This is a genomic window from Streptomyces capparidis, assembly GCF_054782095.1.
The window spans coordinates 24034-50036 of record NZ_BAAGTD010000015.1; the positions used below are offsets into that span (position 1 = coordinate 24034).

Here is a 26003-nt window from a genome sequence, read left to right on the forward strand (position 1 = left end):
GGCGCGGGCGCCGCCGGTGCCCCTTTGTATGCAGCCGCCTCCGCCGTGTGGCCGGCGGAACCGCTGCTTCCCCCGCGGGTCCGCCCCGATCCCCCCGCCACGCCCGCGCCGCCTCCACCTGTTGCGACGTCCGGGTGATCGTGGTCCATGATGGGCGGGAGGCGACCGCGCGTAACACGCGCGAAAAGAGCAGAGGTGAGACTGTGCCCATGGACAAGCAGCAGGAGTTCGTGCTCCGCACCCTGGAGGAGCGCGACATCCGGTTCGTGCGGCTGTGGTTCACCGACGTCCTCGGCTTCCTGAAGTCGGTCGCGGTGGCCCCCGCCGAACTCGAGCAGGCGTTCGACGAAGGCATCGGCTTCGACGGCTCGGCCATCGAGGGCTTCGCGCGCGTCTACGAGTCCGACATGCTCGCCAAACCGGACCCGTCGACCTTCCAGATACTCCCCTGGCGCGCCGAGGCCCCCGGCACGGCCCGGATGTTCTGCGACATCCTCATGCCGGACGGCTCCCCGTCGTACGCCGACCCCCGCCATGTGCTGAAGCGGATACTCGCCAAGACCTCCGACCTCGGGTTCACCTTCTACACCCACCCGGAGATCGAGTTCTTCCTGCTGAGGAACAAGCCCGTCGACGGCACCCGGCCCGAGCCCGCCGACACCTCCGGCTACTTCGACCACACCCCGCAGCGCGTCGGCCAGGACTTCCGCCGCCAGGCCATCACGATGCTCGAGGCCATGGGCATCTCCGTGGAGTTCAGCCACCACGAGGGCGCCCCCGGCCAGCAGGAGATCGACCTGCGCTACGCCGACGCGCTGTCCACGGCCGACAACATCATGACCTTCCGCCTGGTGATGAAGGAGGTCGCCCTCGAACAGGGGGTGCAGGCCACCTTCATGCCCAAGCCGTTCTCCGAGCACCCCGGCTCCGGCATGCACACCCACCTGTCGCTGTTCGAGGGCGACCGCAACGCCTTCTACGAGTCCGGCGCCGAGTACCAGTTGTCCAAGATCGGCCGCTCCTTCATCGCGGGCCTGCTCAAACACGCCGCCGAGATCTCCGCCGTGACCAACCAGTGGGTCAACTCCTACAAGCGCATCTGGGGCGGCACCAACCGCACCGCGGGCGCGGGCGGCGAGGCGCCGAGCTACATCTGCTGGGGCCACAACAACCGCTCCGCGCTGGTCCGGGTGCCCATGTACAAGCCCGGCAAGACCGGCTCCGCCCGGGTCGAGGTCCGCTCCCTGGACTCCGGCTGCAACCCGTACCTCGCCTACGCCGTCCTGCTCGCCGCGGGCCTGCACGGCATCGAGCAGGGCTACGAGCTCCCCCCCGGCGCCGACGACGACGTGTGGGCCCTCACCGACTCCGAGCGCCGCGCCCTGGGCATCGAACCGCTGCCGCAGAACCTCGGCGAGGCCATCGACCTCATGCAGCACAGCGAACTGGTCGCGGAGACCCTGGGCGAGCACGTCTTCGACTTCTTCCTGCGCAACAAGAAGCAGGAGTGGGAGGAGTACCGCTCCGAGGTCACCCCGTTCGAGCTGAGGAAGAGCCTGCCGGTGCTGTAGGCCGCGCCCCGCAGCGCCACGGCCGCGGAGGCGGCGAACCCCCACCCGCGGCGCGGCCGCCGGGTGGGGGGACCGCGGGAGGCGGCGGCTCGCGTCCTGGGCAGGGGCGCGTCCCCGTCCCCGGGTCCGGCCCGCATATTCTCGTTCTCGGCCCGTGATCTCGGGCCGGGACGGGAGGGAGCCGACGGTGGGCGTACCCGCAGGCCGCAGGACCAGCGCGCAGTCGCGGCTGGTCCGCTACGGATTCACCGACACGCGCTCCGCCGAGCAGGCCCTGGACTCCGCGCCGCTGGCCGCCGTGCGCTCCGACCCGGCGCTGCTCGGCGCGCTCGGGGCCACCGCCGACCCCGATCTGGCGCTGGCCGGCCTGCTCAGGCTCGCCGAGGCGCTGGACGGCGCGGAGCGCGGCGCCCTGCTGGACACCCTGATCACCGCCAAGCCGCTGCGGGACCGGCTGCTCGGGGTGCTCGGGGCGTCCGCCGCGCTCGGCGACCACCTCGCCCGCCACCCCGGCGACTGGCACGCCCTGGTCACCTACGACGTCGCCGACATGCACCCGGGCACCGAGGACTTCGCCAAGGCGCTGCGCGAGCGGGTGTGGGCCGACGGCGTCGCCCCGGCCCGCCGCCCCGACGCGCTGCGCGCCGCCTACCGCCGCTGCCTGCTGGCGATCGCCGCCCGCGACGTGTGCGGCACCACGGACGTGTCCGAGACCGCGGCCGAGCTCGCCGACCTGGCCACCGCCACGCTGCGCGCCGCGCTCGCCGTCGCCGCCGAGGAGGCCCCGGACGACGCCCGCGCCTGCCGCCTGGCCGTCATCGGCATGGGCAAGTGCGGCGGCCACGAGCTGAACTACGTCTCCGACGTGGACGTCATCTTCGTCGCCGAGCCCGCCGGGGAGGCCACCGAGTCCGCGGCGCTCCAGGCCGCCGCCCGCCTCGCCGCCCGCATGATGCGCGTCTGCTCCGACACCACCGCCGAGGGCACCATCTGGCCGGTGGACGCCAACCTGCGCCCCGAGGGCAGGAACGGCCCGCTGGTGCGCACCCTGTCCAGCCACCTCGCCTACTACCGCCGCTGGGCCAAGACCTGGGAGTTCCAGGCGCTGCTCAAGGCCCGCCCGGTCGCGGGCGACGAGGAGCTTGGCCGCGCCTACACGGAGTCGGTGGCCCCGCTGGCGTGGCAGGCCGCCGAGCGGGAGAACTTCGTCACCGACGTGCAGCAGATGCGCCGCCGCGTGGTGGAGAACATCCCGCCCGAGCAGGTGGACCGCGAGCTGAAGCTCGGCCCCGGCGGCCTGCGCGACGTGGAGTTCGCCGTCCAGTTGCTCCAGCTCGTCCACGGCCGGGTGGACGCGTCCCTGCGCAGCCCCACCACCCTGACCGCGCTGGCCGCCCTGTCCGCCGGGGGCTACGTGGGCCGCGCCGACGCCGCCGCGCTGGACGACGCCTACCGGTTCCTGCGCCGCATGGAGCACCGCATCCAGTTGTTCCGGCTGCGCAGGACCCACCTGGTGCCGTCCGACGAGGCCGACCTGCGCCGCCTGGGCCGCTCCCTCGGCCTGCGCGCGGACCCCGTGGCCGAGCTGGGCCGGGAGTGGCGGCGGCACGCCGTGGAGGTGCGGCGCCTGCACGAGAAGCTGTTCTACCGGCCGCTGCTCGACGCCGCCGCCCGCCTGGCCCCCGGCGAGACCGGCCTGTCCCCGCAGGCCGCGCTGACCAGGCTGGAGGCGCTCGGCTACCAGGACCCGGCCGCGGCGCTGCGCCACCTGGAGGCGCTGGCCGCCGGGGTCAGCCGCGCCGCGGCGATCCAGCGCACCCTGCTGCCGGTGCTGCTCGGCTGGTTCGCCGACTCCGCCGACCCCGACGCCGGGCTGCTCGGCTTCCGGAAGGTCTCCGAGGCGCTGGGCCGCACCCCGTGGTACCTGCGGCTGCTGCGCGACGAGGGCGCCGCGGCGGAGAACCTGGCCCGGGTGCTGTCCTCCGGCCGCCTCGCCCCTGACCTGCTCATGCGCGCCCCCGAGGCCGTCGCCCTGCTCGGCGACCCGGAGGGGCTGCGGCCGCGCGCCAGGGCCGCGCTGGAGCAGGAGATCGCCGCGGCCGTGGGGCGGGCGGGCACGCCCGAGCTCGGGTCGGCCGTGGCCCGCGGCGTGCGCCGCCGCGAGCTGTTCCGCACCGCCGCCGCCGACGTCATCGGCTGGTTCGCCGATGACGTGAGCGCGGTGGGCCGGGCCCTGACCGACATCAACGCGGCCACCCTCTCCGGGGCGCTGCTGGCCGCCGCGGAGGCGGTGCGCCGGCACACCGGGGAGCCGCCGCCGGTGCGGTTCTGCGTCATCGGGATGGGCCGCTTCGGCGGCGGCGAGCTCGGCTACGGCTCCGACGCGGACGTGCTGTTCGTCCACGAGCCGCTGGACGGCGCCGACGAGGCGGAGGCGTCCCGGGCGGCGCTGCGGCTCGCCAACGAGCTGCGCCGGCTGCTCCAGGTGCCGAGCAGCGACCCGCCGCTCGCGGTGGACGCCGACCTGCGCCCCGAGGGCCGCCAGGGCCCGCTGACGCGCAGCCTCGCCAGCTACGCGGCCTACTACCGGCGCTGGGCCCGCCCCTGGGAGCGGCAGGCGCTGCTGCGCGCGGCGCCGGTCGCGGGCGACCCGGACCTCGCCGCCCGCTTCATGGAGCTGGTCGCCCCGCTGCGCTACCCGCCCGAGGGCGTCGGCGAGGACGCGGTGCGGGAGATCCGCAGGCTCAAGGCCCGCATGGAGAACGAGCGGGTGCCGCGCGGCGCCGACCCGACCCTGCACACCAAGCTGGGCCGCGGCGGCCTGTCGGACGTGGAGTGGACCGTGCAACTGCTCCAGTTGCGGCACGGCGCGCGGGTGCCGGGCCTGCGCACCACCGGCACCAGGGCCGCGCTGGCCGCGGCCCGCGAGGCCGGGCTGGTCACGGACGCGGACGCGCGGGTGCTCGACGAGGCATGGGTGCTGGCCGCCCGGGTGCGCAACGCGGTGATGCTGGTCCGCGGCCGCCCCGGCGACACCTTCCCCTCCGACACCAGGGAGCTGGCCGGGGTCGCCCACTACCTGGGTGTCGAGGCGGGCCACCTCGGGGAGCTGCTCGAGCGGTACCGGCGCACCACCCGGCGGGCCCGCGGCGTGGTGGACCGGCTGTTCTACGACTGGGCGCCGGAGGTCTGACGGTCCGCGCGGGCGGCGGGGGCGGTGGGGGCCGCCCCGGGGGAAGCCTCCGGGGCGGCGGGCGCCGGCACCGGTACGGGCTGCCCGCCCGCCGCCGGCACCGGCTCGGGCCGCCGCGGGAACCGGTGCGGCCACCGCCCGTGCACGGCGTACGCGACCCCGGAGCCCGCGGCCAGGCACAGCGCCCCGCCGACCGCGTCCAGCCAGAAGTGGTTGGCCGTGGCCACGATCACCGTCAGCGTCGCGAACGGGTACACCGCCCCCAGCGCCCGCACCCACCGCCGCCGCGCGAGCAGCACCAGCGCCACCCCGCACCAGGCGGACCAGCCGATGTGCATCGACGGCATCGCCGCGTACTGGTTGGAGACGTTCGCCAGGTCGCCGGAGGCCATCGAGCCCCAGGTGTGGTGGACCAGCACCGTGTCCACGAAGTCCTCGCCCTCCATCAGCCGGGGCGGGGCCAGGGGGTAGAGGTAGTAGCCGACCAGGGCGATCCCGGTCATCGACAGCAGCACCAGGCGCGCCGGGGCGTAGCGGCCGGGGTGACGGCGGAACAGCCACGCCAGCACGCCGAGGGTCACCACGAAGTGCAGCGTCGCGTAGTAGTAGTTCATCCCGACGATCAGCCAGGTCACCGAGTTCACCGCGTGGTTGACGGCCCGCTCGACGTCCAGGCCGAGCGCGGCCTCCAGGCCCCACACCTGGTCGGCGTGGCGCATGGCGGCGGCCTCGTGCTCGGGAACCGCGTTGCGCACCAGCGAGTACACCCAGTACGCGACCGCGATGAGCAGCAGCTCGACGCCGAGGCGGGGCCGCCGGGCGGTGCGCAGGCGGGCGCGTGCGGCACCGAGGGCCACGGGGCGCCTCAGCGGCGGGATGGCGGCCTTCCGGTCGGACCTGGAGTTCACGGCAGGTACCCCCATGGGGGCATAGTCTGCCAGAGACCCCCAAGGCGGCCGATCATCCTCCGGTCGGGTCTTTGCCCCGCCCCCTCCACCTTGCGGCGGAGCGGGATCCGGCCGGGCGCCGGGGGAGCGGCCGGACCCGGAGGGACGCGGGCGGGGCGGCCGGAAGGCCGTGCGGGTCCGCGTCCCTCCGGGTCCGCGCTCAGCCGTCCGCCCGCCCCTTGGGTGCCGAGGCCGTCGAGCCGCGCACCACCAGCTCCGGCATGAACACGAACTCGCTGTGCGGCGCCGGGGTGCCACCGATTTCCTCCAGCAGGGCCCGCACCGCGGCCTGGCCCATCGCCGTCACCGGCTGACGGATCGTGGTCAGCGGCGGGTCGGTGAACGCGATCAGCGGCGAGTCGTCGAACCCCACCACCGACACGTCCCGCGGCACCGCCAGGCCGCGCTCCCGCGCCGCCCTGATCGCGCCGAGCGCCATCATGTCGCTGGCGCACACCACCGCGGTGCAGCCGTCCTCCAGCAGCGCCGACGCCGCGGCCTGCCCGCCCTCCAGCGTGTACAGGGAGTGCTGGATCAGCGCCTGCGACTCCTCCGGCGGCATCCCGAGGACGTCCTCCATGGACTTCACGAAGCCCTCGATCTTCCGCAGCACCGGCACGAACCGCTTGGGCCCGACCGCGAGCCCGACGCGCCGGTGCCCGAGCGCGGCGAGGTGGGTGATGGACAGGCGGACCGCCGCCCGGTCGTCCGGTGAGACGAACGGCGCGGCGACCCGCTCGGTGAACCCGTTGACCAGCACGAACGGCACGCCCTGCCCGGTCAGCCGGTCGTACCGGGACATGTCCGCGGTGGTGTCCGCGTGCAGCCCGGACAGGAAGATGATCCCGGCCACGCCCCGGTCCACCAGCATCTCGGTGAGCTCGTCCTCGGTGGAACTGCCCGCGGTCTGCGTGCACAGCACCGGCGTGTAGCCCTGCCGGACCAGCGCCAGGCCGATCACCTGCGCGAACATCGGGAAGATCGGGTTCTCCAGCTCGGGGGTGACCAGGCCGACCAGCCCCGCGCTGCGCTGGCGCAGCCGTACGGGGCGCTCGTACCCGAGGAGGTCGAGCGCGGTGAGCACGGCCTGGCGGGTGGTGGCCGAGACCCCCGGCTTGCCGTTGAGCACACGGCTGACCGTGGCCTCGCTGACCCCCGCCTGGGCCGCGATGTCAGCGAGCCTTGCGGTCATACCGTTGGACGATACCGCTCGCATCGTTAAAGGGCCCACCACACGCAGGTGTCCCCGGGCAGCCGCACCCTCCCGTCGGCGAACTCCACCGGCGCCGTCCCGAGCAGCGGACGGCCCGGCACGGGCAGTTCCACCGCCTGCCCGGTGGTGTTGGCCGTGCACACGAACCCCGGGCGCCGGAACGCCAGGACGCCCTCGGGCGCGTCCAGCCACTCCAGCGGGCCGTCGCCCAGCCCGGGCAGTTCGCGCCGCAGCCGCAGCGCCGAGCGGTACAGCTCGAGCGTGGAACGCGGGTCGCCGCTCTGCGCCTCGACCGTGTACCGCTGCCACTCCGGCGGCTGCGGCAGCCAGCTCGCGCCGGGGCCGAACCCGTACGGCGGCCGGTCGCCGGACCACGGCAGCGGCACCCGGCAGCCGTCGCGCAGCCCCTCCTGCCCGTTGTCACGGAAGAACGACGGGTCCTGGCGCACCTCGTCCGGCAGGTCCAGCACCTCGGGCAGGCCCAGCTCCTCGCCCTGGTACAGGTACGCCGAGCCCGGCAGCGCCAGCATCAGCAGCGACGCGGCCCGCGCCCGCCGCAGCCCCGCCTCGCCGCCGCCGTACCGGGTGGCGTGCCGCTGCACGTCGTGGTTGGACAGCACCCAGGTGCTCGGCGCCCCCACCGAACCGGCGGCGGCCAGCGACTCGTCGATGACGGCGCGCAGCGCCCCCGCCGCCCACTCGGCGGTCAGGTAGTGGAAGTTGAACGCCTGGTGCAGCTCGTCCGGCCGCACGTACAGCGACAGGCGCTCCGCGTTCGGCGCCCACGCCTCGGCCACCCCGACCCGCTCGCCCGGGTAGCTGTCGAGCAGGCGGCGCCACGAGCGGTGGATCTCGTGCACCCCGTCCTGGTCGAAGAACGGGAGCTGCTGCGCGCCGATCAGCCTGGCCTGCTCGGCCTGCCCGATGTCCGGGTAGCCCGGCGCCTTGACCATGCCGTGCGCCACGTCGATGCGGAAGCCGTCCACGCCCAGGTCCAGCCAGAACCGCAGGATCGACTCGAACTCCTCGCGGACCTCGGTGTTCTCCCAGTTCAGGTCCGGCTGCCTGGGGTCGAACAGGTGCAGGTACCACTCGCCGTCCGGCACCCGCGTCCACGCGGGCCCGCCGAACACCGACTCCCAGTCGTTCGGCGGGAGTTCGCCGTCCGCGCCCCGCCCGGGCAGGAAGTGGTAGCGGGCCCGCGCGGCCGAGCCGGGCCCCGCCGCCAGCGCCTCGGCGAACCAGGCGTGCTGGTCGGAGGTGTGGTTCGGCACCACGTCCACGATCACCCGCAGGCCGTGGGCGTGCGCCTCGCGCACCAGGTCGTCGGCGTCCGACAGGTCGCCGAACAGCGGGTCCACGGCCCGGTAGTCGGCCACGTCGTAGCCGCCGTCGGCCTGCGGCGAGGCGAAGAACGGGGTCAGCCACAGCGCGTCCACGCCGAGCTCGGCCAGGTAGGGCAGGCGGCTGCGCACCCCGCGCAGGTCGCCGACGCCGTCGCCGTCGAAGTCCGCGAACGACCGCACGTACACCTGGTAGATGACGGCGCTGCGCCACCAGCCGGTCGCGGCGGGGACGGCCTGGTCGCGGACGGAACGGGCGAGGTCCTGGGTCATGTGCTTCCTTCGGGGAATCGGGTGTGCGTGCGGAGGAGACCGTGCGGGCACGCGCTGGGGGCCGGGCCGCGGGCGGCCAAGGGGGTCAGCCCTTGGTGCCGCCCGCGGTGAGGCCGGAGACGAGGTGCTTCTGGGCGAAGAAGAACACGATCCCCGCCGGAACGGTGATCATTACGGAGGCCGCCGTCAGCAGCCCCCACTCCTGCTTGTGCTGGCCGATGAAGGAGCCGAGCCCCACCGAGAGCGTCGCCATGTCGTCGCTGCTCATGAACGCCCGGGCGAACGCGACCTCGCCCCAGGCGGTGAGGAACGTGTAGAACGAGGTCACCGCGATGCCGGGCCGGGCCAGCGGCAGCACCAGGCGGTAGAAGGTGCCGAACGGCGTGAGGCCGTCCACCCGGCCCGCCTCGTCGATCTCCATCGGGATGGTGTCGAAGTACCCCTTGAGCATCCAGGCGCAGAACGGCACGGACACCGAGCAGTAGGTGAGGACGAGGCCGGTGTAGCTGTTCAGCATGTCCAGGGTGCCCAGGATGTTGTACAGCGGCACGATCAGCACGGCGACGGGGAACATCTGGGTGATCAGGAAGGTCCACATCAGCGAGCGGCGCCCGGGGAAGCGCATCCGCGAGATCGCGTACCCGGCGCTGGCCGCGATGAACACCCCCACCACCATGGTCGCCCCGGAGACGATCACGGAGTTGAGGAACCAGCGCGCGAACTCCGTGTCGGACAGCACGTGCCGGTAGTTCCCGAGGCCGAGGCCGTCCCCGAAGTCCAGCGGGTCCTGCCAGCCGTCGCGGTCGCGCAGGGAGATGAAGAAGACGAACAGGACCGGGAAGACCGCGATCGCGCTCGCCGTCATCAGCGCCAGGTGCAGCGCCACGGACGCGCCGGGGGACCGCTGCCCGCGCCCCCGCGCCACCCGGCCCCGGCCGCGGGCCGCGGCCCGCTCGCGCGGTGCCGCGACCGGCCGGGCCGCGATGTTCTCGCCGCTCATCGCACCTCCTCCTGACGGGCCAGCATCCGGCGGTAGAAGACCGAGAACACCAGCAGGATCGACAGGATGCAGATGCCGTAGGTGGCCGCTCCCGCGTAGTCCCGCACCCCGGCGAAGGCCAGGCGGTAGGCGTAGGTCACCAGGATCTCGCTCTCGGAGCTGTTCGCCTGCCCCAGCATCAGGAAGATGATCGGGAACATGTTGAACGTCCAGATCGTGCCGAGCAGGATGACGGTGCTGCTCACCGGGCGCAGGCCCGGCAGCGTCACATGGCGGAACCGCTGCCAGGCGCTCGCGCCGTCCATCTCCGCGGCCTCGTGCAGCTCCCTGGGGATGGACTGGAGGCCGCCGAGCAGGGCCACCATCATGAACGGCACGCCCAGCCACACGTTGACCGCGACCACCGCGACCTTCTGCGTGGTGGGGCTGTTCAGCCAGTCCACCGGGTCCATCCCCAGCTCGGTGAGGAACACGTTGAACACGCCGTACTGGCTGTTGAACATCAGCCGCCAGGAGAACGCGGCGACGAACGCCGGCACCGCCCACGGCAGGATCAGCAGCACCCGGTACACGGCCCGGAACCGCACCTCGCGGTTGAGCAGCAGCGCCAGGCCGAGACCGATGGTGTAGTGGAAGAACACGCACGACACCGTCCACACCACGGTCCAGCCCAGGCGCGGGTAGAAGGTGCCCTCCGCGCCGGAGAGGATGTCCCAGTAGTTGTCCAGGCCGATGAAGTCATAGGTCGCCGGGACGTGGTTGACGCCGATGTCCTTGGCGACGTTCATCTCGTTGGCGTTGGTGAACGACAGGTAGACGCCGCGCCCCAGCGGGTAGCCCACGAGCACGCCGAGGACCACCACCACCGGCAGCACCATCGCCCAGGCGTACCAGTACTGGTCGAAGGAACGTCTGACCCGGGTCCACACCCCGGTGCACGGACGGGGCGCGGGCGCCCGCCCGGACGGCGCCCGCTCGGGCGCGACGGCGGTGGCTGACTTCATGACGAGGGCTCTCTCCCGCTGGTGCGGCCGTGGTGCGCGATGTGCCTGCGGCCCGTCACGACCAGTCCTTCAGCACCTGCTTCTTCCACTGGTCGGCGGTCTTGCCCTGGCCCTTCTCCGGCGACGCCGAACCGCCCAGGATCTTGGTGTAGTTCTGGGTCCACAGGTTGAACAGGTCACCGGTGCCGGGCACGGCGGGCCTGGCCTTGGCGCCGTCCAGCACGGTCTTGAACGCCTTCTTCACCGGGTCGGCGGTGACGGCCGGGGTGTAGGCGGAGGTGCGGGTCGGCAGCGTGCCCAGCTTGGTGGAGACGAACTCCTGGCTCTTGGCCGACGTCATGAACTCGATGAACAGGTAGGCGGCGTCCAGGTTGCCCGAGCCCGCGTAGGCCACCAGGTTGTGGCCGCCGATCGGTGACGCGGAGCCGGCGCTGCCGCCCGGGACGGGGGCGATGCCGAGGTTGTCGCGGTTCTTGAACGCCTTGCCGGTGAAGTCGTCGGCCACCGACCAGGGGCCGTTGATCACCATGGCGACGTCGCCGTCCTTGAACGACGCCTGCATGTTGTTGTAGCCGTCGGTGAGGTCGGGCTTGACCGCGACGCCGGAGTCCACGAGCTCCTTGGCGATCTCGATGCCCTTCACCGACTCCGGGGAGTCGACCAGGATCTTCTTGTTCTCCACGTCCAGCATGTCGCCGCCCTCGCCCCACACGAACGGCAGCGCGAAATAGCTGTCGGGGTTGAGGTACAGGGCGTCGGCGCCGGTCTTGTCCTTGATCGCCTTCGCCGCCGTCTTCAGCTCGTCCCAGGTGGTCGGGGGCTTGGCCACCCCGGCCTTGGCGAACAGCTCCTTGTTGTACAGCAGCGCGAGGGAGTCGGTGACCTGCGGGGCGCCGTAGGTCTTGCCGTCGTACTCGGCGCTCTGCGCGGGCACCGGCATCACGTCGTCGGTGTCCTTCAGGGCCGCCGTGCCGTCCAGCGGGGCCAGGTAGCTGAGCGCGGCCAGGCCCGGGGTCCAGCCGACGTCGGCCCGCAGCACGTCGGGGGCGCCCTCGCCGTTCTGCGCCGCCGTCTTGAACTTCTGCTCCGCGTCGGCGAACGGGACGTTCTGGTACTTGACGTCGATCTTGGGGTATTTGTCCTCGAACTGCTTGATCAGCTCCTGGTAGGCCGGGGCCTCGTTCGTGGCGTCCGAGGTGTCCCACCAGGTGACGGTGCCGGACACCTCGGCGGGGTCCTTGGCCTTCTGCGAGCTGTCGCCGCCGTCGTCACCGCAGGCGGTGGCCCCCAGGGCCAGGGCGGCGACCGCCGCCACGATCGATATGCCACGTCGCATGGGAACTCCTTGAAGAGGCTGGCCCGACCTCGGGCTGCCGAGGAAGGTAACAGCGCTTGCGGAGCTTGCGAAAGACCTTGCAGGGGGAACGCTGCTCAGATTTCCGAATCGTGACCTTCCGGTGAACGGGCCCGCGCCCCGCCTCCGGAACAGGGGCCGCGAGCTCCCTTGACGCCCGATGGGCGCGCCCCTACGGTCACCTCGCACTGGAAGGTTGCGCGCTTGTTACCGCGATTTTCCGCAAGTCCTGGCAAGTATCGGCATGTTCGGGCCCCCTCGTCCGGCGGGCCGTGCGCGTCGCCGCCCGCCCGCCGCCCGCGCGGCACACCTGCCCCACCAGGAATCCCCCACCAGGAGACCACCGTGGCCATCGGATCCCGCACCCCAAGACCCGTCGCCGCCGGCCTGGCGCTGCTGCTCGGCGCCTCGCTCGGCGTCGCCGGGCTGTCCCAGCAGACCGCCCAGGCGGCCCCGCCCGGCACCAAGGACGTCACCGCCACCCTGTTCGAGTGGAAGTTCTCCTCCGTCGCCCGGGAGTGCACGCGAACCCTCGGCCCCAAGGGGTACGGCTGGGTGGAGGTCTCCCCGCCGCAGGAGCACATCCAGGGCGCCCAGTGGTGGACGTCCTACCAGCCGGTGAGCTACCGCATCGCGGGCCGCCTCGGGGACCGGGCCGCCTTCGCCGACATGGTCCGCACCTGCCACGCCGCCGGGGTCAAGGTCATCGCCGACGCCGTGATCAACCACATGTCGGCGGGCAGCGGCACCGGCACCGGCGGCTCGCCGTACACCAAGTACGACTACCCCGGGTACTACCAGACGCAGGACTTCCACTCCTGCCGCCGGCCCATCTCCGACTACCGGGACCGGGGCGACGTCCAGAACTGCGAGCTGGTCGGCCTGTCCGACCTGGACACCGGCAGCGAGTACGTGCGCGGCCGGATCGCCGGCTACCTCAATGACCTGATCTCCCTGGGCGTGGACGGCTTCCGGATCGACGCGGCCAAGCACATGCCCGCCGCCGACATCGCCGCGATCAAGGCCAGGACCAGCGACCAGGGGAAGTTCTGGGTGCAGGAGGTCATCCACGGCGCGGGCGAGGCCGTGCAGCCGACCGAGTACACCGGCAACGGCGACGTGGACGAGTTCCGCTACGGCCGCGACCTGAAGCGGATGTTCCTCGACGAGCGACTGTCGTACCTGAGCAACTTCGGCGAGGCGTGGGGCTACCTGCCGGGCGGGAAGGCCCGCACCTTCGTCGACAACTGGGACACCGAGCGCAACGGCTCCACCCTCACCTACAAACACGGCGCCGACTACACCCTGGCCAACGTCTTCATGCTGGCCCACCCCTACGGCTCGCCCAACGTGTACAGCGGCTACGAGTTCACCGACCACGACGCGGGCCCGCCGCTCGGCGGACAGGTGAACTCCTGCTACAGCGACGGCTGGAAGTGCCAGCACGCCTGGCGCCAGATCGCCAACATGGTGGCCTTCCGCAACACCGCGGCGGGCACCGGCATCACCCACTGGTGGTCCAACGGCAACGACGCCGTCGCCTTCGGCCGCGGCGACCGGGCGTATGTGGCGATCAACCACGAGACGTCCGCGCTCACCCGCACCTTCACCACCTCGCTGCCCGCCGGCACCTACTGCGACGTCCAGCACGGCGACGTCACCGCGGACGGCCGCTGCACGGGACCGGTGCACACCGTCGGCTCCGGCGGCACCTTCACCGCCACCGTCGGCGCCAACGACGCCGTCGCCCTGCACGTGGGCGCCCGCGTCTCCTCCGGCTCCGCGGCCACCGGCGCCTCCTTCAACGTCACCGCCACCACCGCGGTCGGCCAGGACATCCACGTCACCGGCGGCATCGGCGCCCTCGGCAACTGGGCCCCCGACCGCTCGCTGCCCCTGTCCTCCGCCGGGTACCCGGTCTGGCGGCTCCAGGTGGCGCTGCCCGCCGGGACCACCTTCCCGTACAAGTACCTGCGCCGCGAGAGCGACGGCTCCTTCACCTGGGAGTCCGGCGCCGACCGCACCGCCACGGTCCCGCCGTCCGGCCTGGTCGCGCTGAACGACACCTGGCGCGCCTGACCCGCGCCGCCCCGCCCCCGCCCCGGGGCGCCGTTCACGCCGACGCGTCGTGGACGGTGTCCCGGGCGGACTCCTCCACCACGTCCACGAGGTCGGGGGCGGGCCCGGTGAGCAGCTCGTAGGTGCCGGTGGTCCGCAGCACCCGCAGCGGCTGCCGGGAGACGTTGACCAGGCGTATGCGCGCGCCCCGGCCGGCCGCGAAGTTGCGCAGCCCGAGCAGGCAGGCCAGGCCGTAGGAGTCGCAGAAGTACAGGTGCTCCAGATCCACCAGGAGCAGGGTGTGGCCCGCCCGCACCGCGTCGCTCAGCCTGGCCAGCGCATGGCCGCCGCTGCCGTAGTCCAGCTCCCCCGACAGCCGGGCGTAGACGGTGCCGTCGGGGCGGTGGTGGAGTGAGATGTCGAGATCCTGAGGCATGCCATGGTCCTCCTCGCGGCCGCTTCGCTCGCGGCGGTCGGTGCCGCACCGGCCCGGCGCCGCCTCTTCTCTCTTAGCCTGTCCCGTTCCCGGGGGTGGCATGTCGCACAAGTCGGGGATGTCCGTGAAACGAGGCTTGTGGGGAGTGTCCGGGTGAAACCCGCCGTCCGGTCCCGCCCGCGTGCCCCGGCGCACCCGGGTACCCGCCGAAGCGCCCGGCAGTCCTCCGCGCCCCGGATGCGCCCCGGAGGCGGGCGTCCCCCTCGCCGCCGGTCCGCCGTCCGCCGCGCCGTCCGCCCCGCCGCCAATCCGCCGGGCCCGCCGCTCCGAACCGGCGGTGACCACATCGGTGGCATCCGGGGCGGGTGCGCTGTCTGAGCACGGTGACGGCAGGGTACGGGCCTGATCGACGATGCCCCCGCCAACGTCCGCGACGAGAGGTGACAGCGTGCGTATCGGACTGCTCGGCACCGGCCCCTGGGCGAGGAACACCCACGCGCCCGCCCTGCACGGCCACCCGGGCCTGGAGTTCACCGGCATCTGGGGCCGCCGCCCCGAGGCCGCCACGGCGTTGGCCGCCGACTTCGGCGTCCGCCCCTACGCCGACCTGGACCGACTGCTGGCGGAGGTGGACGCGGTGGCGGTGGCGCTGCCCCCCGACATCCAGGCGGAGGTCGCCGTCCGCGCCGCCGGGGCGGGCCGCCACCTGCTGCTCGACAAGCCGCTCGCCACCTCGGTGGCCGCCGCCCGCGGCGTCGCCGACGCGGTGAGCGGCGCGGGCGTGGCGTCCGTGGTGTTCTTCACCATCCGCTTCGACGCCGCGAGCGCCGCCTGGACCGAGGAGCAGGCCGCCGCCGGCGGCTGGTTCACCGCGCGCGCCGATGTGCTGGGCGCCGTCTTCGGCCGGGACGGCAGCCCGTACGCGGCGTCCCCGTGGCGCCGCGACCGGGGCGCCCTGTGGGACGTCGGGCCGCACGCCCTGTCCGTGCTGCTGCCCGTGCTCGGCGGCGCCGAGGAGGTGACCGCGGCGCGCGGCCCCGGCGACACCGTCCACCTGGTGCTGCGCCACTGCGGCGGCGCGTCCAGCACCGCGGCGCTGAGCCTGACCGCCCCGCCCGCCGCCGCCGGGACCGCCGTCGAACTGCGCGGCGACGCCGGGGTGAGCCGCCTGCCCGCGGGCGGCCGGGATCCCGTCGCGGCGCTCGGCCGGGCCGTGGACGCCCTGCTGGAGTCGGCCGGCAGCGGCCGCCCGCACGCCTGCGACGCCGCGTTCGGCCTCCAGGTGGTGGAGGTGCTGGCCCGCGCCGAGGAGTACCTGACCAAGCCGCGCTGACCGAGCCGCGCTGACCGAGCCGCGCTGACCGAGCCGCGCTGACCGAGCCGCGCTGACCGAGCCGCTGACCGGGCCGCGCCGACCGGGCCGCGCCGACCGGCCGGTGCGCGGCCGGTCAGCCGCGTAAGGTCCCCGACGGGGGGCGGCCGTAGCGCTGCTGGTACAGCGCGGAGAAGCGGCCCAGGTTGGTGAAGCCCCACTGGTAGGCGACGCCGGTGACCGTCACCCGGGGGTCACTGGTGCCGGCCGCCAGGTCGCCGTGCGCGCGCACCAGCCGGATGTCCCGCAGATAGGCCAGCGGCGTGGTGTCCAGGTGGCGGCGGAACGCCTCCTGGAGGGCCCGCGGGCTCAGCCGCGCCGCCGCCGCCACCTCGCGCAGGGTGAGCGGCTCGTGGGCGTGCTCCTCCATGTACAGCACGGCCCGGCGCACCGCCGCGTGCGCGACCACACCCGGCCGGCGGCTGTCCACCCCGTCGGTGACCAGGCGGTGGGTCTCCACCAGGGTGGCGGCGGCGGTCTGCGCCAGATTGGTCGCCACCAGACGGCTGGTCATGGCGATGCCGCCCTCCATGACCTCCCGCTGAAGCGTGTCGGCCACCCGCCACCAGGACTTCCCCGCCTCCGCGGAGATGGCGGGGCCCAGGGTGAACCTGGCCTTCACCTGCCCGTCCACCCCGAGGGAGTCGGCGGCGGCGCGCTCCACCAGGTCCCGCGGCAGCCGGATCGTGACCATCCGGGCGCCCGGCTGCCAGTGGACCTTGAAGCTGCGGTACGGGTCCAGGACGTACAACTGGCCCGCCGCCACGTCCCGTTCCTCCCGGCCGGGGGACAGCACCCGCACCCGGCCCTCGGTGAGCTGGCAGACCAGCAGATAACTGCTCAGCGGCTCCGGCGCGACGAGCGTCTCGGCGCCGTAGGCCAGGTCGGAGATGGTCACGCCGGGGAAGCCACCCTCGGCGTACCACGCGGAGAAGTCCTCGGTCCTGCCCAGGCAGCTCAGGTCGTACGGGCTGTAGGCGGAGCTGATGATGTCCCGTGTCTCGTCGAGGTCGTGACTGTCCACCAGCGTGCGCAGACCGGGTGAAGGAGCCGAGCCATCAGTCATATGAAATCCTCACGGAAAACCGCGTTTTCCGGCCGGGGTCCGCGCTTTACGGGTAGCTGGGCAACGGTCCCGTTAGTACCGTTCTTCCTGGTCTCACGTCAAGAAGCACGTCTTTTTGACTTCTGCCGCGAACGCGGGCCGTCCTGGCCCGGGAACGCGGGAGAAGGGGTGGCAGGACACGGAGGCGGCGGGCCCTGGATCCGCGGGGGGATGCACGGCCCCCGCCTCCGTGCGGTTGACGCGCGTCACCGCGGTCGGACCGTCTCCACGAAGCGCCGCACCACCGCGCCGCGCTCCTCCGCCCGCCACACCACCCCCACCACCGTGCGCGCCCCGCCCGGCTCGATCCCGCGGCACGCCACCCCGCGCACCCGCAGTCGCCGCACGCCCGCCGGGGCGAGCGAGACCCCCAGCCCCGCCCCCACCAGCGCGCACACCGTCTGCCACTCCACGGCCCGCTGCCCCACCCGGGGCTCGAACCCCGCCTGACGGCACAGCCCGGCGATCCGGTCGTGGACGGTCGGCGCCGCGTCCCTGGGCAGCAGCACGAACGGCTCCCCGGCCAGCGCCGCCACGGGCACCGTGCGCCGGGCCGCCAGGGGGTGCGCCGCGGGCAGCACGGCCACGAACCCCTCCGAGAGCACCGGCTCCACCGCCAGCCCCGGCACCCGCGGCGGCTCCCGCATCAGCCCCACGTCGATCACCCCGTCCCGCAGCGCGGCCACCTGCGGCGCCGTCGTCATCTCCCGGATCCGCAGATCCACCCCGGGACACCGCTCGCGGTAGGCGCGCAGCACACCGGGCAGGACGGTCAGCGCCAGCGACGCCGCGAACCCCACCCGCAGCACCCCCGCCTCCCCGTCGCCCACCCGCCGCGCCGCGGTCAGCCCCGCCGCCACCTCGTCCAGGGCCCGCCGCGCCGCGGGCAGCAGCTCCCGCCCCGCCGCGGTCAGCGCCACCCCGCCGGGCCCCCGCTCGAACAGCGCGTGCCCGACCCGCTCCTCCAGCCGCCTGATCCGCTGGCTCAGCGGCGGCTGCGCGATCCCGAGCCGCTCGGCGGCCCGCCCGAAGTGCAGCTCGTCCGCGAGCACGGCGAAGGCGTGCAACTGGTGCAGGGCGAGCTCGGGCGGGGTGTCCGCGCGGCCGGGGACGGGCCCGTCCGCCGGCGAGTCCATACGCGATTCCATACGCCCAGAGATATCAGCAACCCCCGCCCCCGCTATTGGACATATCACCGCCCGCCCTCCTACCGTCCCCCCATGACCGACACGCGAGAACGGCGGGCGATCCTCAGCGGCTCCACCTTCGAGGAGGAGATCGGCTACGCCCGCGCCGTCGTGGACGGCGACTGGGTCCACGTCTCCGGCACCACCGGCTTCGACTACACCGCCATGACCATCTCCGACGACGTCGCCGAGCAGGCGGAGCAGGCGCTGCGCAACGTGGCGGACGCCCTGGCCCAGGCGGGCTGCACCCTCGCCGACGTCGTCCGCGTCCGCTACCTGCTCCCCGACCGCGACGACTTCCCCGCCTGCTGGCCCACCCTGCGCCGCGCCTTCGGCAGCGCGCGCCCGGCCGCCACCATGCTGGTGTGCGGCCTGGCCGACCCCCGCATGAAATTCGAAATCGAAACCTACGCCCGCCGCCGCGTCTGACCCGGACCGGCGCCGCCCGCGGCGCGACCTCGCCCCCCGCCGTGCCGGGCCCTCGACGGCGAAGGCCGCCGCCCCGGAGTGGGGTGGCGGCCTTCGTGCGGGGATCCGCGGGTCACACGTCGAAGTACAGCTCGAACTCGTGCGGGTGCGGGCGGAGCTGGATGGGGGCGATTTCCTGGGTGCGCTTGAAGTCGATCCAGGTCTCGATCAGGTCCTGGGTGAAGACCCCGCCCTGGAGCAGGTACTCGTGGTCGGCCTCGAGGGAGTCGAGGACGGCGGAGAGGTTGGTCGGGACCTGGGGGACCGCGGCGTGCTCGTCCGGCGGGAGCTCGTAGAGGTCCTTGTCCACCGGCTCCAGCGGCTCGATCTTGTTGCGGATGCCGTCCAGGCCGGCCAGCAGCATGGCGGCGAACGCCAGGTACGGGTTGCCGGAGGAGTCCGGGGCGCGGAACTCGATGCGCTTCGCCTTGGGGTTGGCGCCCGTGATCGGGATGCGGATCGCGGCGGAGCGGTTGCGCTGCGAGTACACCAGGTTCACCGGGGCCTCGAAGCCCGGGACCAGGCGGTGGTAGCTGTTCACCGTGGGGTTGGTGAAGGCCAGCAGCGACGGGGCGTGCTTGAGCAGGCCGCCGATGTAGTAGCGGGCGGTGTCGGACAGGCCCGCGTAGCCCTGCTCGTCGTAGAAGAGCGGGGAGCCGTCGGACCACAGCGACTGGTGGCAGTGCATGCCGGAGCCGTTGTCGCCGAAGATCGGCTTGGGCATGAAGGTCGCGGTCTTGCCGTTGCGCCAGGCGACGTTCTTCACGATGTACTTGAAGAGCATCAGGTCGTCGGCGGCGGCCAGCAGCGTGTTGAACTTGTAGTTGATCTCGGCCTGGCCGGCCGTGCCCACCTCGTGGTGCTGCCGCTCGACCTGGAGGCCGGCCTTGGCCAGCTCCAGGGAGATCTCGGCGCGCAGGTCGGCGAAGTGGTCGACCGGCGGGGCCGGGAAGTAGCCGCCCTTGTAGCGGACCTTGTAGCCGCGGTTGTCCTCGAACGCGCCGGTGTTCCAGGCGCCGGCCTCGGAGTCGATGTGGTAGTACGACTCGTTGGCGCTGGTCTGGAAGCGGACGCTGTCGAAGACGTAGAACTCGGCCTCGGGGCCGAAGTACGCGGTGTCGGCGATGCCGGAGCCCGCGAGGAACGCCTCGGCCTTCTTCGCCACGTTGCGCGGGTCGCGGCTGTACGCCTCACCCGTGAGCGGGTCGTGGATGAAGAAGTTGATGTTGAGGGTCTTGTCCCGGCGGAACGGGTCGACCCGGGCCGTGCTCAGGTCGGGGACCAGCGCCATGTCGGATTCGTGGATGGCCTGGAAGCCGCGGATCGACGACCCGTCGAACATCAGGTTCTCGGCCGGGTCGAAGACCTCGACCGGGACCGTGAAGTGCTGCATGATGCCGGGCAGGTCGCAGAACCGGACGTCCACGAACTTGACGTCCTCGTCCGAGATGAACTTCTTCACCTCGTCGGCGTTTTGGAACATCCATCCTCCTCGCCCCGCGCGCGGGGCTTTGATCGTGACTGGCGGGCCGTCCCGCCCTCCCGAGCAAAAGCGCAGGAAGGGGCCCAGCACGCCCTTGACCCTAGGCAGTCCCGATTTCTCGAGCGTGACCCAAATGTTTCACGCGCGTTAACCGAGCCCGGAGCGCGACGGCCCGCGACACGCGCGTTACCGTTGTGTCGTGGACACCAGAAGAGCGATCGGATCGTGGCTCTCCGGACCTCGCGCCGCGGCCGAGGACATGGGCGTGGACTTCGGTTACCGCGGCGAGCGGCTGGGCCTGCCGGAGGAGGGGCCCGGGTCGGTGGCACCGATCGGCAGACGCCTCGGAGCGCTCTTCGTGGACTGGGCGCTGTGCGTGCTGATCGCATACGGCCTGATCGCACGCGGTGACGCCCAGTCGGCCAATGTGTGGGCGAGCGTGGTGTTCTTCGTGACCGGCACCCTCTTCGTCGGCACCGTGGGCTGCACCCCGGGAAAGCGGCTGTTCGGGCTGCGGGTGGTGCGGCTCGACGGGCGGCCGCTGGGGCTGCTGTGGGGGATGCTGCGGACGTTCCTGCTGGTGCTCGTGGTGCCCGCGGTGGTGTGGGACCGCGACACGCGCGGCCTGCACGACAAGGCCGTGAAGGCCGTGCAGGTGCGGATCTAACGGATCCGGTGAGGCGGAGCGGCCCCGTGACGGGAGATCTCGTCACGGGGCCGTGTGGTCGATGTCGGTGGTCGATGTCGGACGGTGCGGGAAGCGGGGCGGTCAGCGGCCCTTCGGCATCCGGATGTTCTTCGGCATCGGGCCCTTGGGGATCGGCATCTTGCTCATCAGGTCACCCAGGGCGCGCAGCCGGTCGTTGATCTCCGTGACCTGGGCGGCGGGCACCACGCGGGGCAGCTTCATCAGGGTGCTCTGGAGCTTCTTCAGCGGCACCTCGCCCTCGCCGTCGCCGACGACGATCTCGGTGACGGTCACGTCCGCCACGATCCGGGCCATCTTCTTCTTCTCGGCCGTCAGCAGGTGCCGCACCCGGTTCGGGTTGCCCTCGCCGACCAGGACGATGCCGGGGCGGCCGACGGCGCGGTGGACCACGTCCTGGTTGCGGTTGGCGGCCACGGCCGGGGTGATCGTCCAGCCGCCGCGGCGGATGTTGTTCAGCACGGCGGCCGCGGCCCCGGGCTGGCCCTCCATCTGGCCGAAGGCGGCCCGCTCGGCGCGGCGGCCGAAGACGATCGCCATGGCCAGGAAGGCCAGCAGGAAGCCCAGGATGCCCAGCCAGATCGGGTGGCCGATGAGGAAGCCGATGGCGAGGGCCACACCGAAGGTGAGGATGCCCACGGCCGCGACAATCAGCCCGACCCTGGGATCGACCCGCTTCGTCATCTGGTAAGCCAGGCGGATCTGCTTCAGCCGCCCGGGGTTCTCGCTCTCGGATGCTTCCTTCCTCGCCATGCCGCACAGGATACGTGCCGGATGTGGCCATGACGAAAAGGGGCCGGGTGGGCGAGTGCGGGGCCGGCCCGGCCGGGCTGGGAGGGGAAGAATCGGCCGGGCCGGTGGCGCTCCGGCGTCACAGGGCCTTCGGGTCGGCGGTGCCCGCGCGGAAGGAGTCGAGGACGCTCTGGGCCTCGATCCTGTCCTGGGCGCGCCGGCGGTCCTCGCAGACCGCGCTCCAGGCGTTGCGCCGCGCGGTGCGCTGGCCGCCGCCGCGCAGGAGATAGGTCTCCACCGCCCGCAGGGCCCCGGCGACGGGGCGGGGGAAGTGGCGGGTGGTGCGGCTGCCGTGCACGGCGTCGGTCTGCATGGTGCCCCTCCTTCTTCGGCCGTGGACGGGGTGCGCCCCCAGCGGGGAGGGAGCGCCCCTGTACCAAGGGTCACGAACCGGTGTTACCAGTCGGTGACCGGCCGGTCAAACAAGCATGAAAAACGGACGGAAAGGATGCGACGTGGTGCGCCGCCGATCGGGTGACGGGCGGATCCGCTCCCGGACGGGGCACGGGTGGGCGCCGGGGGCCGCGGGCGCGCGGGAGCGGGCCGCCGCCGCGGCGCCGTCCCGCTTCGGCCCCGCGGCCGGCGGCTCAGACGGCCTGCGCCGCCCGCACCGCCTCGCCGCGGCGCTCGATCGCCTGCCGGTACAGGCGGCCGGCCCGGTAGGAGGAGCGCACCAGCGGCCCGGACATCACCCCGGCGAAGCCGATCTCCTCGGCCTCCTCCTTCAGCTCCACGAACTCCTCCGGCTTCACCCAGCGCGCCACCGGGTGGTGCCGCACGGTCGGCCGCAGGTACTGCGTGATGGTGATCAGCTCGCAGCCCGCGGCGTGCAGGTCGGTGAGGGCCTGGCTGATCTCCTCGCGCTCCTCGCCCATGCCCAGGATCAGGTTCGACTTGGTGACCAGACCGGCCTCGCGGGCCCGGGTGATCACCTCCAGGGAGCGCTCGTAGCGGAACGCGGGGCGGATCCGCTTGAAGATCCGCGGCACCGTCTCGACGTTGTGCGCCAGCACCTCGGGGCGGGCGGAGAAGACCTCGGCGAGCTGCTCGGGGACCGCGTTGAAGTCCGGGATCAGCAGCTCGACGCCCGTGCCGGGGTTCAGCGCGTGGATCTGGCGGACGGTCTCGGCGTACAGCCAGGCGCCGCCGTCGGCCAGGTCGTCGCGGGCCACTCCGGTGACGGTGGCGTACTTCAGCTCCATCGCCCGGACGGACTCGGCGACGCGGCGGGGCTCGTCCCGGTCGAGGGCGGCGGGCTTGCCGGTGTCGATCTGGCAGAAGTCGCAGCGACGGGTGCACTGCTCGCCGCCGATGAGGAACGTGGCCTCGCGGTCCTCCCAGCACTCGAAGATGTTGGGGCAGCCGGCCTCCTGGCACACGGTGTGCAGGCCCTCGCGCTTCACCAGGCCCTGGAGCGCCGTGTACTCGGGACCCATCCTCGCCCGGGTCTTGATCCACTCGGGCTTGCGCTCGATCGGGGTCTGGCTGTTGCGGACCTCCAGCCGCAGCAGTCGCCTGCCGTCAGGGCTTGGCGCGGTGGACCCTCCCGGGGCGGCAGCGGACACGTGGAGCTCCCTCGGCTGAGATTCTTCGGCTCTGACCAGCTTACGCCGTGCATTTCCGCGGCTTTCAGGGCCTTCAACCCCATCGACGCGCGGAACATTCCGTGGGGGAGGGGCCACCGCGGGTACCGGGGCGCGGGGCGTCCGCGGCGGCCGGGCGTTCAGCTCGCCCGGGGCAGGGGCTCCGCAGAGGTCAGGACGTCCGCCAGGTGCTTCTCCACCACCGGGAGGGCGTCGGTCACCGTGATGCGGCGGCCCAGCTCCGCCGAGAGCGACGTCACCCCGGCGTCGCGGATGCCGCACGGCACGATCCGGTCGAACCAGGTGTTGTCCGGGTCGCAGTTCAGGGCGAACCCGTGCATGGTCACGCCCCTGGCCACCCGGATGCCGATGGCGGCCAGCTTGCGGTCCTCGCCGCGCTGGCCCGCGTTGGACGGCGCGTACTCCGGGCCGGCCAGCCGCGGGTCGAACTCGTCGTCCGCCTCCCGGCGGAGCCCGGGGCTCAGCCGCAGGTCGAGGCCGCCGGTGCGGGGCACCGGGTCGCCGAGCACCCACACGCCGCTGCGGCCCTCCACCCGCGTGGTCTCCAGGCCGAACTCGGCGCACGCCCTGATCAGCGCCTCCTCCAGCCGCCGCACGTGCGCGACCACGTCCACCGGGCGGGGCAGCTTGAGGATGGGGTAGCCCACGAGCTGGCCGGGGCCGTGCCAGGTGATCTTGCCGCCGCGGTCCACGTCGATGACGGGGGTGCCGTCCACCGGGCGCTCGTCGTCGGCCGTGCGCCGCCCCGCGGTGTACACCGGCGGGTGCTCCAGCATCAGGCAGGTGTCCGGGATCTCGTCCTGGAACCGGGCCTCGTGCACCCGGCGCTGCTCGTCCCAGGCCCGGGTGTACTCGACGGCGTCGGCGCCGAACCCGAGGTGGACGAACCGCAGATCGCTCACGGCTTCTCCTTGTGCGCTGGCCGGCGGTGGCCGGCGACGGCTTGCGGGTGCGCGTCCCGGCGCCCGGTGGTGTCGGAGGGACGTCCGCGGGACACAAGTCACTGTACGTCCGTGTCCCGGACCGCCCGCGGGGGGCGCCCGGAGGTGCGGGCGGTGCTTCATACCACAGAGCGCCGTTTTGCGTGGCTTGTCGCCAAGGTTGCGACCGGATCGCCGCAGTTGGTTCACCCGATCCGGCGAATTAGGGGCAGACGTGGTGAGTCGGGCGCTGGCGCTCGTTACATTCGCGCCGACCGATCACCCAGGGCCAAAACCGGCAGCCACTGTCCGGGGCGTCCCTTACGGAACGACGAGCCGACACACGAAGAGCCGCGCTCGGGACAGCCGCGCTCGAGCCGCGGCGCTCGAGGCAGCACCGCTCGAGACAGCCGTGCTCGAAAGACAGGAGACGGCAGCGCGATGACCGACCGATCCGCCCAGCGCTCCCCGAACCATCAACTGGCCGCGCTCATCGCCGAGGCGGGCTTCTCCAACGCGGGGCTCGCCAGACGCGTGGACCAGCTCGGCGTGGAGCACGGCCTCGACCTGCGCTACGACAAGACCTCCGTCACCCGCTGGCTGCGCGGACAGCAGCCGCGCGGCACCACCCCCGCCCTGATCGCCGAGGTGTTCACCCGGCGCCTGGGGCGGCGCCTCACCGCGCAGGACCTGGGCCTGGACGCGTGCGCCCCGGTCTACGCGGGCCTGGAGTTCGCCGCCACCCCCGAGGAGGCCGTGGACATCGTCAGCGGCCTGTGGCGCAAGGACACCGGCACCCACGCCGAGCTGCGCCGCATCGCCTTCACCCCGGCCGGCCTGGTGGTGCCCAGCCGGGACTGGCTCATCGGCCGCGCCGACGAGCGCGTGGCCCGCGAGCCGCGCCCGGCCGACCGGGCCCGGGTCCCGGCGCAGGCCAACGGGCGCGTCCCGGGCCAGGCGGCCGGGCGCCTGCCGGGCCCGGGCACCGAGCGCGGCCCCGGTGTGCGGGTCGGCCAGGGCGACATCGCCGCGCTGCACGCCGTCGGCGAGATGTTCCGCGCCCTGGACAACGCCTACGGCGGCGGCCACGCCCGCCAGGCCCTGGTGCGCTACCTGGAGAACGAGGCGGAGTCCATGCTCCGCGGCACCTACGGGGAGACGGTGGGCCGGGCCCTGTTCGGCGCCGTCGCCGACCTGACCCGGCTGGCCGGCTGGACCTCCTACGACATCGGCGCGCACGGCCTGGCCCAGCGGTACTTCGTGCAGGCGCTGCGGCTGTCCCAGGCCGCGGCCGACCGGGTGTACGGCGCCTATGTGCTGGTCACCATGAGCCGCCAGGCCGTCTACCTGGGGCACGGCCGGGAGGCGGTGCAACTGGCCAGGGTCGCCCAGCAGGGCGTCGGCGCCGGCGCGCCGCCCGTCGTGCAGTCGCTGCTGCACGCGGCGGAGGCGCGCGGGCACGGCCTGCTGGGCGACTCCAGGGCCTGCACCACGGCGCTGATCAAGGCCGAGCGCGCCCTGGAGGCGGCCAAGCCGGGCGACGAGTTGCCCGGGTGGGTGCGCTTCTTCGACGAGGCCCAGCTCAACGACGAGTTCGCGCACTGCCACCGGGACCTGGAGCAGTACCGCTCGGCCGTCCGCTACGCCGAGCGCTCGCTCCAGTTGCGCGCCCCCGCGTACGCCCGCAGCCGGGTGTTCTGCCGCACCGTGCTGGCCGCCTCCCGGCTCGGGCTCGGCGAGGTGGAGCAGGCGTGCCAGGCGGGCACGCAGGCGCTGCGCGAGGCCGCCGAGATGCGCTCGTCCCGGGCGATGGAGTACCTGCGGGAGTTCAGCCGCCAGTTGCAGCAGTACCGGGACTCCCCGGCGGTGCGCGCCTTCCACGAGCGGGCCGCGGCCGTGGGCCTGACCGCGCACGCCCCGGGCGCCTGAGCCGCGGGCGGGGGCCCGGCGCCGCGGACGCGCCGGGCCCCCGCC

21 protein-coding genes are annotated in these 26003 nt (G+C 73.3%); 7 read left to right on the forward strand and 14 right to left on the reverse strand.

The features are described from left to right. The first annotated feature begins 209 nt into the window (after positions 1–209). Positions 210–1571, forward strand: coding sequence for a glutamine synthetase family protein (locus ACYVO2_RS14430; RefSeq protein WP_461008166.1), 1362 nt, complete (start codon positions 210–212; stop codon positions 1569–1571). Between the two features lie 187 nt (positions 1572–1758). Continuing rightward, positions 1759–4764 (forward strand): bifunctional [glutamine synthetase] adenylyltransferase/[glutamine synthetase]-adenylyl-L-tyrosine phosphorylase, encoded by a 3006-nt coding sequence (locus ACYVO2_RS14435; protein WP_461008167.1) that lies wholly within the window; start codon positions 1759–1761, stop codon positions 4762–4764. On the opposite strand, the gene ACYVO2_RS14440 is transcribed toward ACYVO2_RS14435, so the two are convergent. From ACYVO2_RS14440 to ACYVO2_RS14465, 6 genes are all read right to left on the reverse strand, one after another. Then, positions 4740–5687, reverse strand: coding sequence for a phosphatase PAP2 family protein (locus ACYVO2_RS14440; protein WP_461008168.1), 948 nt, complete (start codon positions 5685–5687; stop codon positions 4740–4742). The two genes, ACYVO2_RS14435 and ACYVO2_RS14440, sit on opposite strands and share 25 nt — an antisense overlap. Positions 5688–5871: 184 nt before the next feature. Continuing rightward, on the reverse strand, positions 5872–6903 hold the full coding sequence (locus ACYVO2_RS14445) for a LacI family DNA-binding transcriptional regulator (protein WP_461008169.1): 1032 nt from the start codon (positions 6901–6903) through the stop codon (positions 5872–5874). Positions 6904–6929: 26 nt separating this feature from the next. Beyond that, a complete protein-coding gene (locus tag ACYVO2_RS14450; RefSeq protein WP_461008170.1) occupies positions 6930–8540 on the reverse strand; it encodes a glycoside hydrolase family 13 protein in 1611 nt (536 codons plus the stop codon). An 85-nt stretch (positions 8541–8625) separates the two neighbouring features. After that, on the reverse strand, positions 8626–9540 hold the full coding sequence (locus tag ACYVO2_RS14455) for a sugar ABC transporter permease (RefSeq protein WP_461008171.1): 915 nt from the start codon (positions 9538–9540) through the stop codon (positions 8626–8628). Next, complete coding sequence (locus tag ACYVO2_RS14460) at positions 9537–10544, reverse strand: carbohydrate ABC transporter permease (protein ID WP_461008172.1); 1008 nt, start codon at positions 10542–10544, stop codon at positions 9537–9539. Before ACYVO2_RS14460 ends, ACYVO2_RS14455 begins: the two co-directional genes overlap by 4 nt. Before the next feature lie 55 nt (positions 10545–10599). Continuing rightward, complete coding sequence (locus ACYVO2_RS14465) at positions 10600–11880, reverse strand: extracellular solute-binding protein (RefSeq protein ID WP_461008173.1); 1281 nt, start codon at positions 11878–11880, stop codon at positions 10600–10602. Between the two features lie 363 nt (positions 11881–12243). On the opposite strand from ACYVO2_RS14465, the gene ACYVO2_RS14470 reads away from it, so the two are divergent. Beyond that, positions 12244–13977, forward strand: coding sequence for a carbohydrate-binding module family 20 domain-containing protein (locus ACYVO2_RS14470; protein ID WP_461008174.1), 1734 nt, complete (start codon positions 12244–12246; stop codon positions 13975–13977). 34 nt (positions 13978–14011) lie between these two features. On the opposite strand, the gene ACYVO2_RS14475 is transcribed toward ACYVO2_RS14470, so the two are convergent. After that, positions 14012–14392 (reverse strand): STAS domain-containing protein, encoded by a 381-nt coding sequence (locus ACYVO2_RS14475; RefSeq protein ID WP_461008175.1) that lies wholly within the window; start codon positions 14390–14392, stop codon positions 14012–14014. Between the two features lie 448 nt (positions 14393–14840). Here ACYVO2_RS14475 and ACYVO2_RS14480 point away from each other — a divergent pair, with 448 nt between their 5' ends. After that, entirely contained in the window at positions 14841–15725 is an 885-nt protein-coding gene (locus tag ACYVO2_RS14480; RefSeq protein ID WP_461008176.1) for a Gfo/Idh/MocA family protein, read from the forward strand. A gap of 115 nt (positions 15726–15840) precedes the next feature. Here the strand turns inward: ACYVO2_RS14480 and ACYVO2_RS14485 are convergent, their stop codons facing one another. Together ACYVO2_RS14485 and ACYVO2_RS14490 are read right to left on the reverse strand one after the other, a co-directional pair. Further along, positions 15841–16830 (reverse strand): AraC family transcriptional regulator, encoded by a 990-nt coding sequence (locus tag ACYVO2_RS14485; protein ID WP_461008177.1) that lies wholly within the window; start codon positions 16828–16830, stop codon positions 15841–15843. A 245-nt stretch (positions 16831–17075) separates the two neighbouring features. Beyond that, a complete protein-coding gene (locus ACYVO2_RS14490; RefSeq protein WP_461008178.1) occupies positions 17076–18005 on the reverse strand; it encodes a LysR family transcriptional regulator in 930 nt (309 codons plus the stop codon). 84 nt (positions 18006–18089) lie between these two features. Between ACYVO2_RS14490 and ACYVO2_RS14495 the strand changes: the two genes are divergently transcribed. Further along, on the forward strand, positions 18090–18485 hold the full coding sequence (locus ACYVO2_RS14495; RefSeq protein WP_461008179.1) for a RidA family protein: 396 nt from the start codon (positions 18090–18092) through the stop codon (positions 18483–18485). 112 nt (positions 18486–18597) lie between these two features. On the opposite strand, the gene glnA is transcribed toward ACYVO2_RS14495, so the two are convergent. Next, positions 18598–20007, reverse strand: a complete 1410-nt coding sequence (glnA, locus tag ACYVO2_RS14500) for a type I glutamate--ammonia ligase (protein WP_461008180.1) — start codon at positions 20005–20007, stop codon at positions 18598–18600. Between the two features lie 199 nt (positions 20008–20206). On the opposite strand from glnA, the gene ACYVO2_RS14505 reads away from it, so the two are divergent. Next, a complete protein-coding gene (locus ACYVO2_RS14505) occupies positions 20207–20674 on the forward strand; it encodes an RDD family protein (RefSeq protein ID WP_461008181.1) in 468 nt (155 codons plus the stop codon). A 102-nt stretch (positions 20675–20776) separates the two neighbouring features. Here the strand turns inward: ACYVO2_RS14505 and ACYVO2_RS14510 are convergent, their stop codons facing one another. From ACYVO2_RS14510 to lipB, 4 genes are all read right to left on the reverse strand, one after another. After that, a complete protein-coding gene (locus ACYVO2_RS14510) occupies positions 20777–21466 on the reverse strand; it encodes a DUF4191 domain-containing protein (protein WP_461008182.1) in 690 nt (229 codons plus the stop codon). 118 nt (positions 21467–21584) lie between these two features. Next, entirely contained in the window at positions 21585–21818 is a 234-nt protein-coding gene (locus ACYVO2_RS14515; RefSeq protein ID WP_461008183.1) for an SCO2195 family GlnR-regulated protein, read from the reverse strand. A 274-nt stretch (positions 21819–22092) separates the two neighbouring features. After that, positions 22093–23070 carry a lipoyl synthase gene (gene lipA, locus ACYVO2_RS14520; RefSeq protein WP_461008184.1) on the reverse strand — a complete coding sequence of 326 codons (978 nt, stop codon included), beginning with the start codon at positions 23068–23070 and terminating at the stop codon, positions 22093–22095. A 158-nt stretch (positions 23071–23228) separates the two neighbouring features. Next, positions 23229–24011, reverse strand: a complete 783-nt coding sequence (gene lipB, locus ACYVO2_RS14525; protein WP_461008185.1) for a lipoyl(octanoyl) transferase LipB — start codon at positions 24009–24011, stop codon at positions 23229–23231. A gap of 459 nt (positions 24012–24470) precedes the next feature. Here lipB and ACYVO2_RS14530 point away from each other — a divergent pair, with 459 nt between their 5' ends. Next, positions 24471–25958 (forward strand): regulator, encoded by a 1488-nt coding sequence (locus tag ACYVO2_RS14530; protein ID WP_461008186.1) that lies wholly within the window; start codon positions 24471–24473, stop codon positions 25956–25958. Positions 25959–26003: the final 45 nt, after the last annotated feature.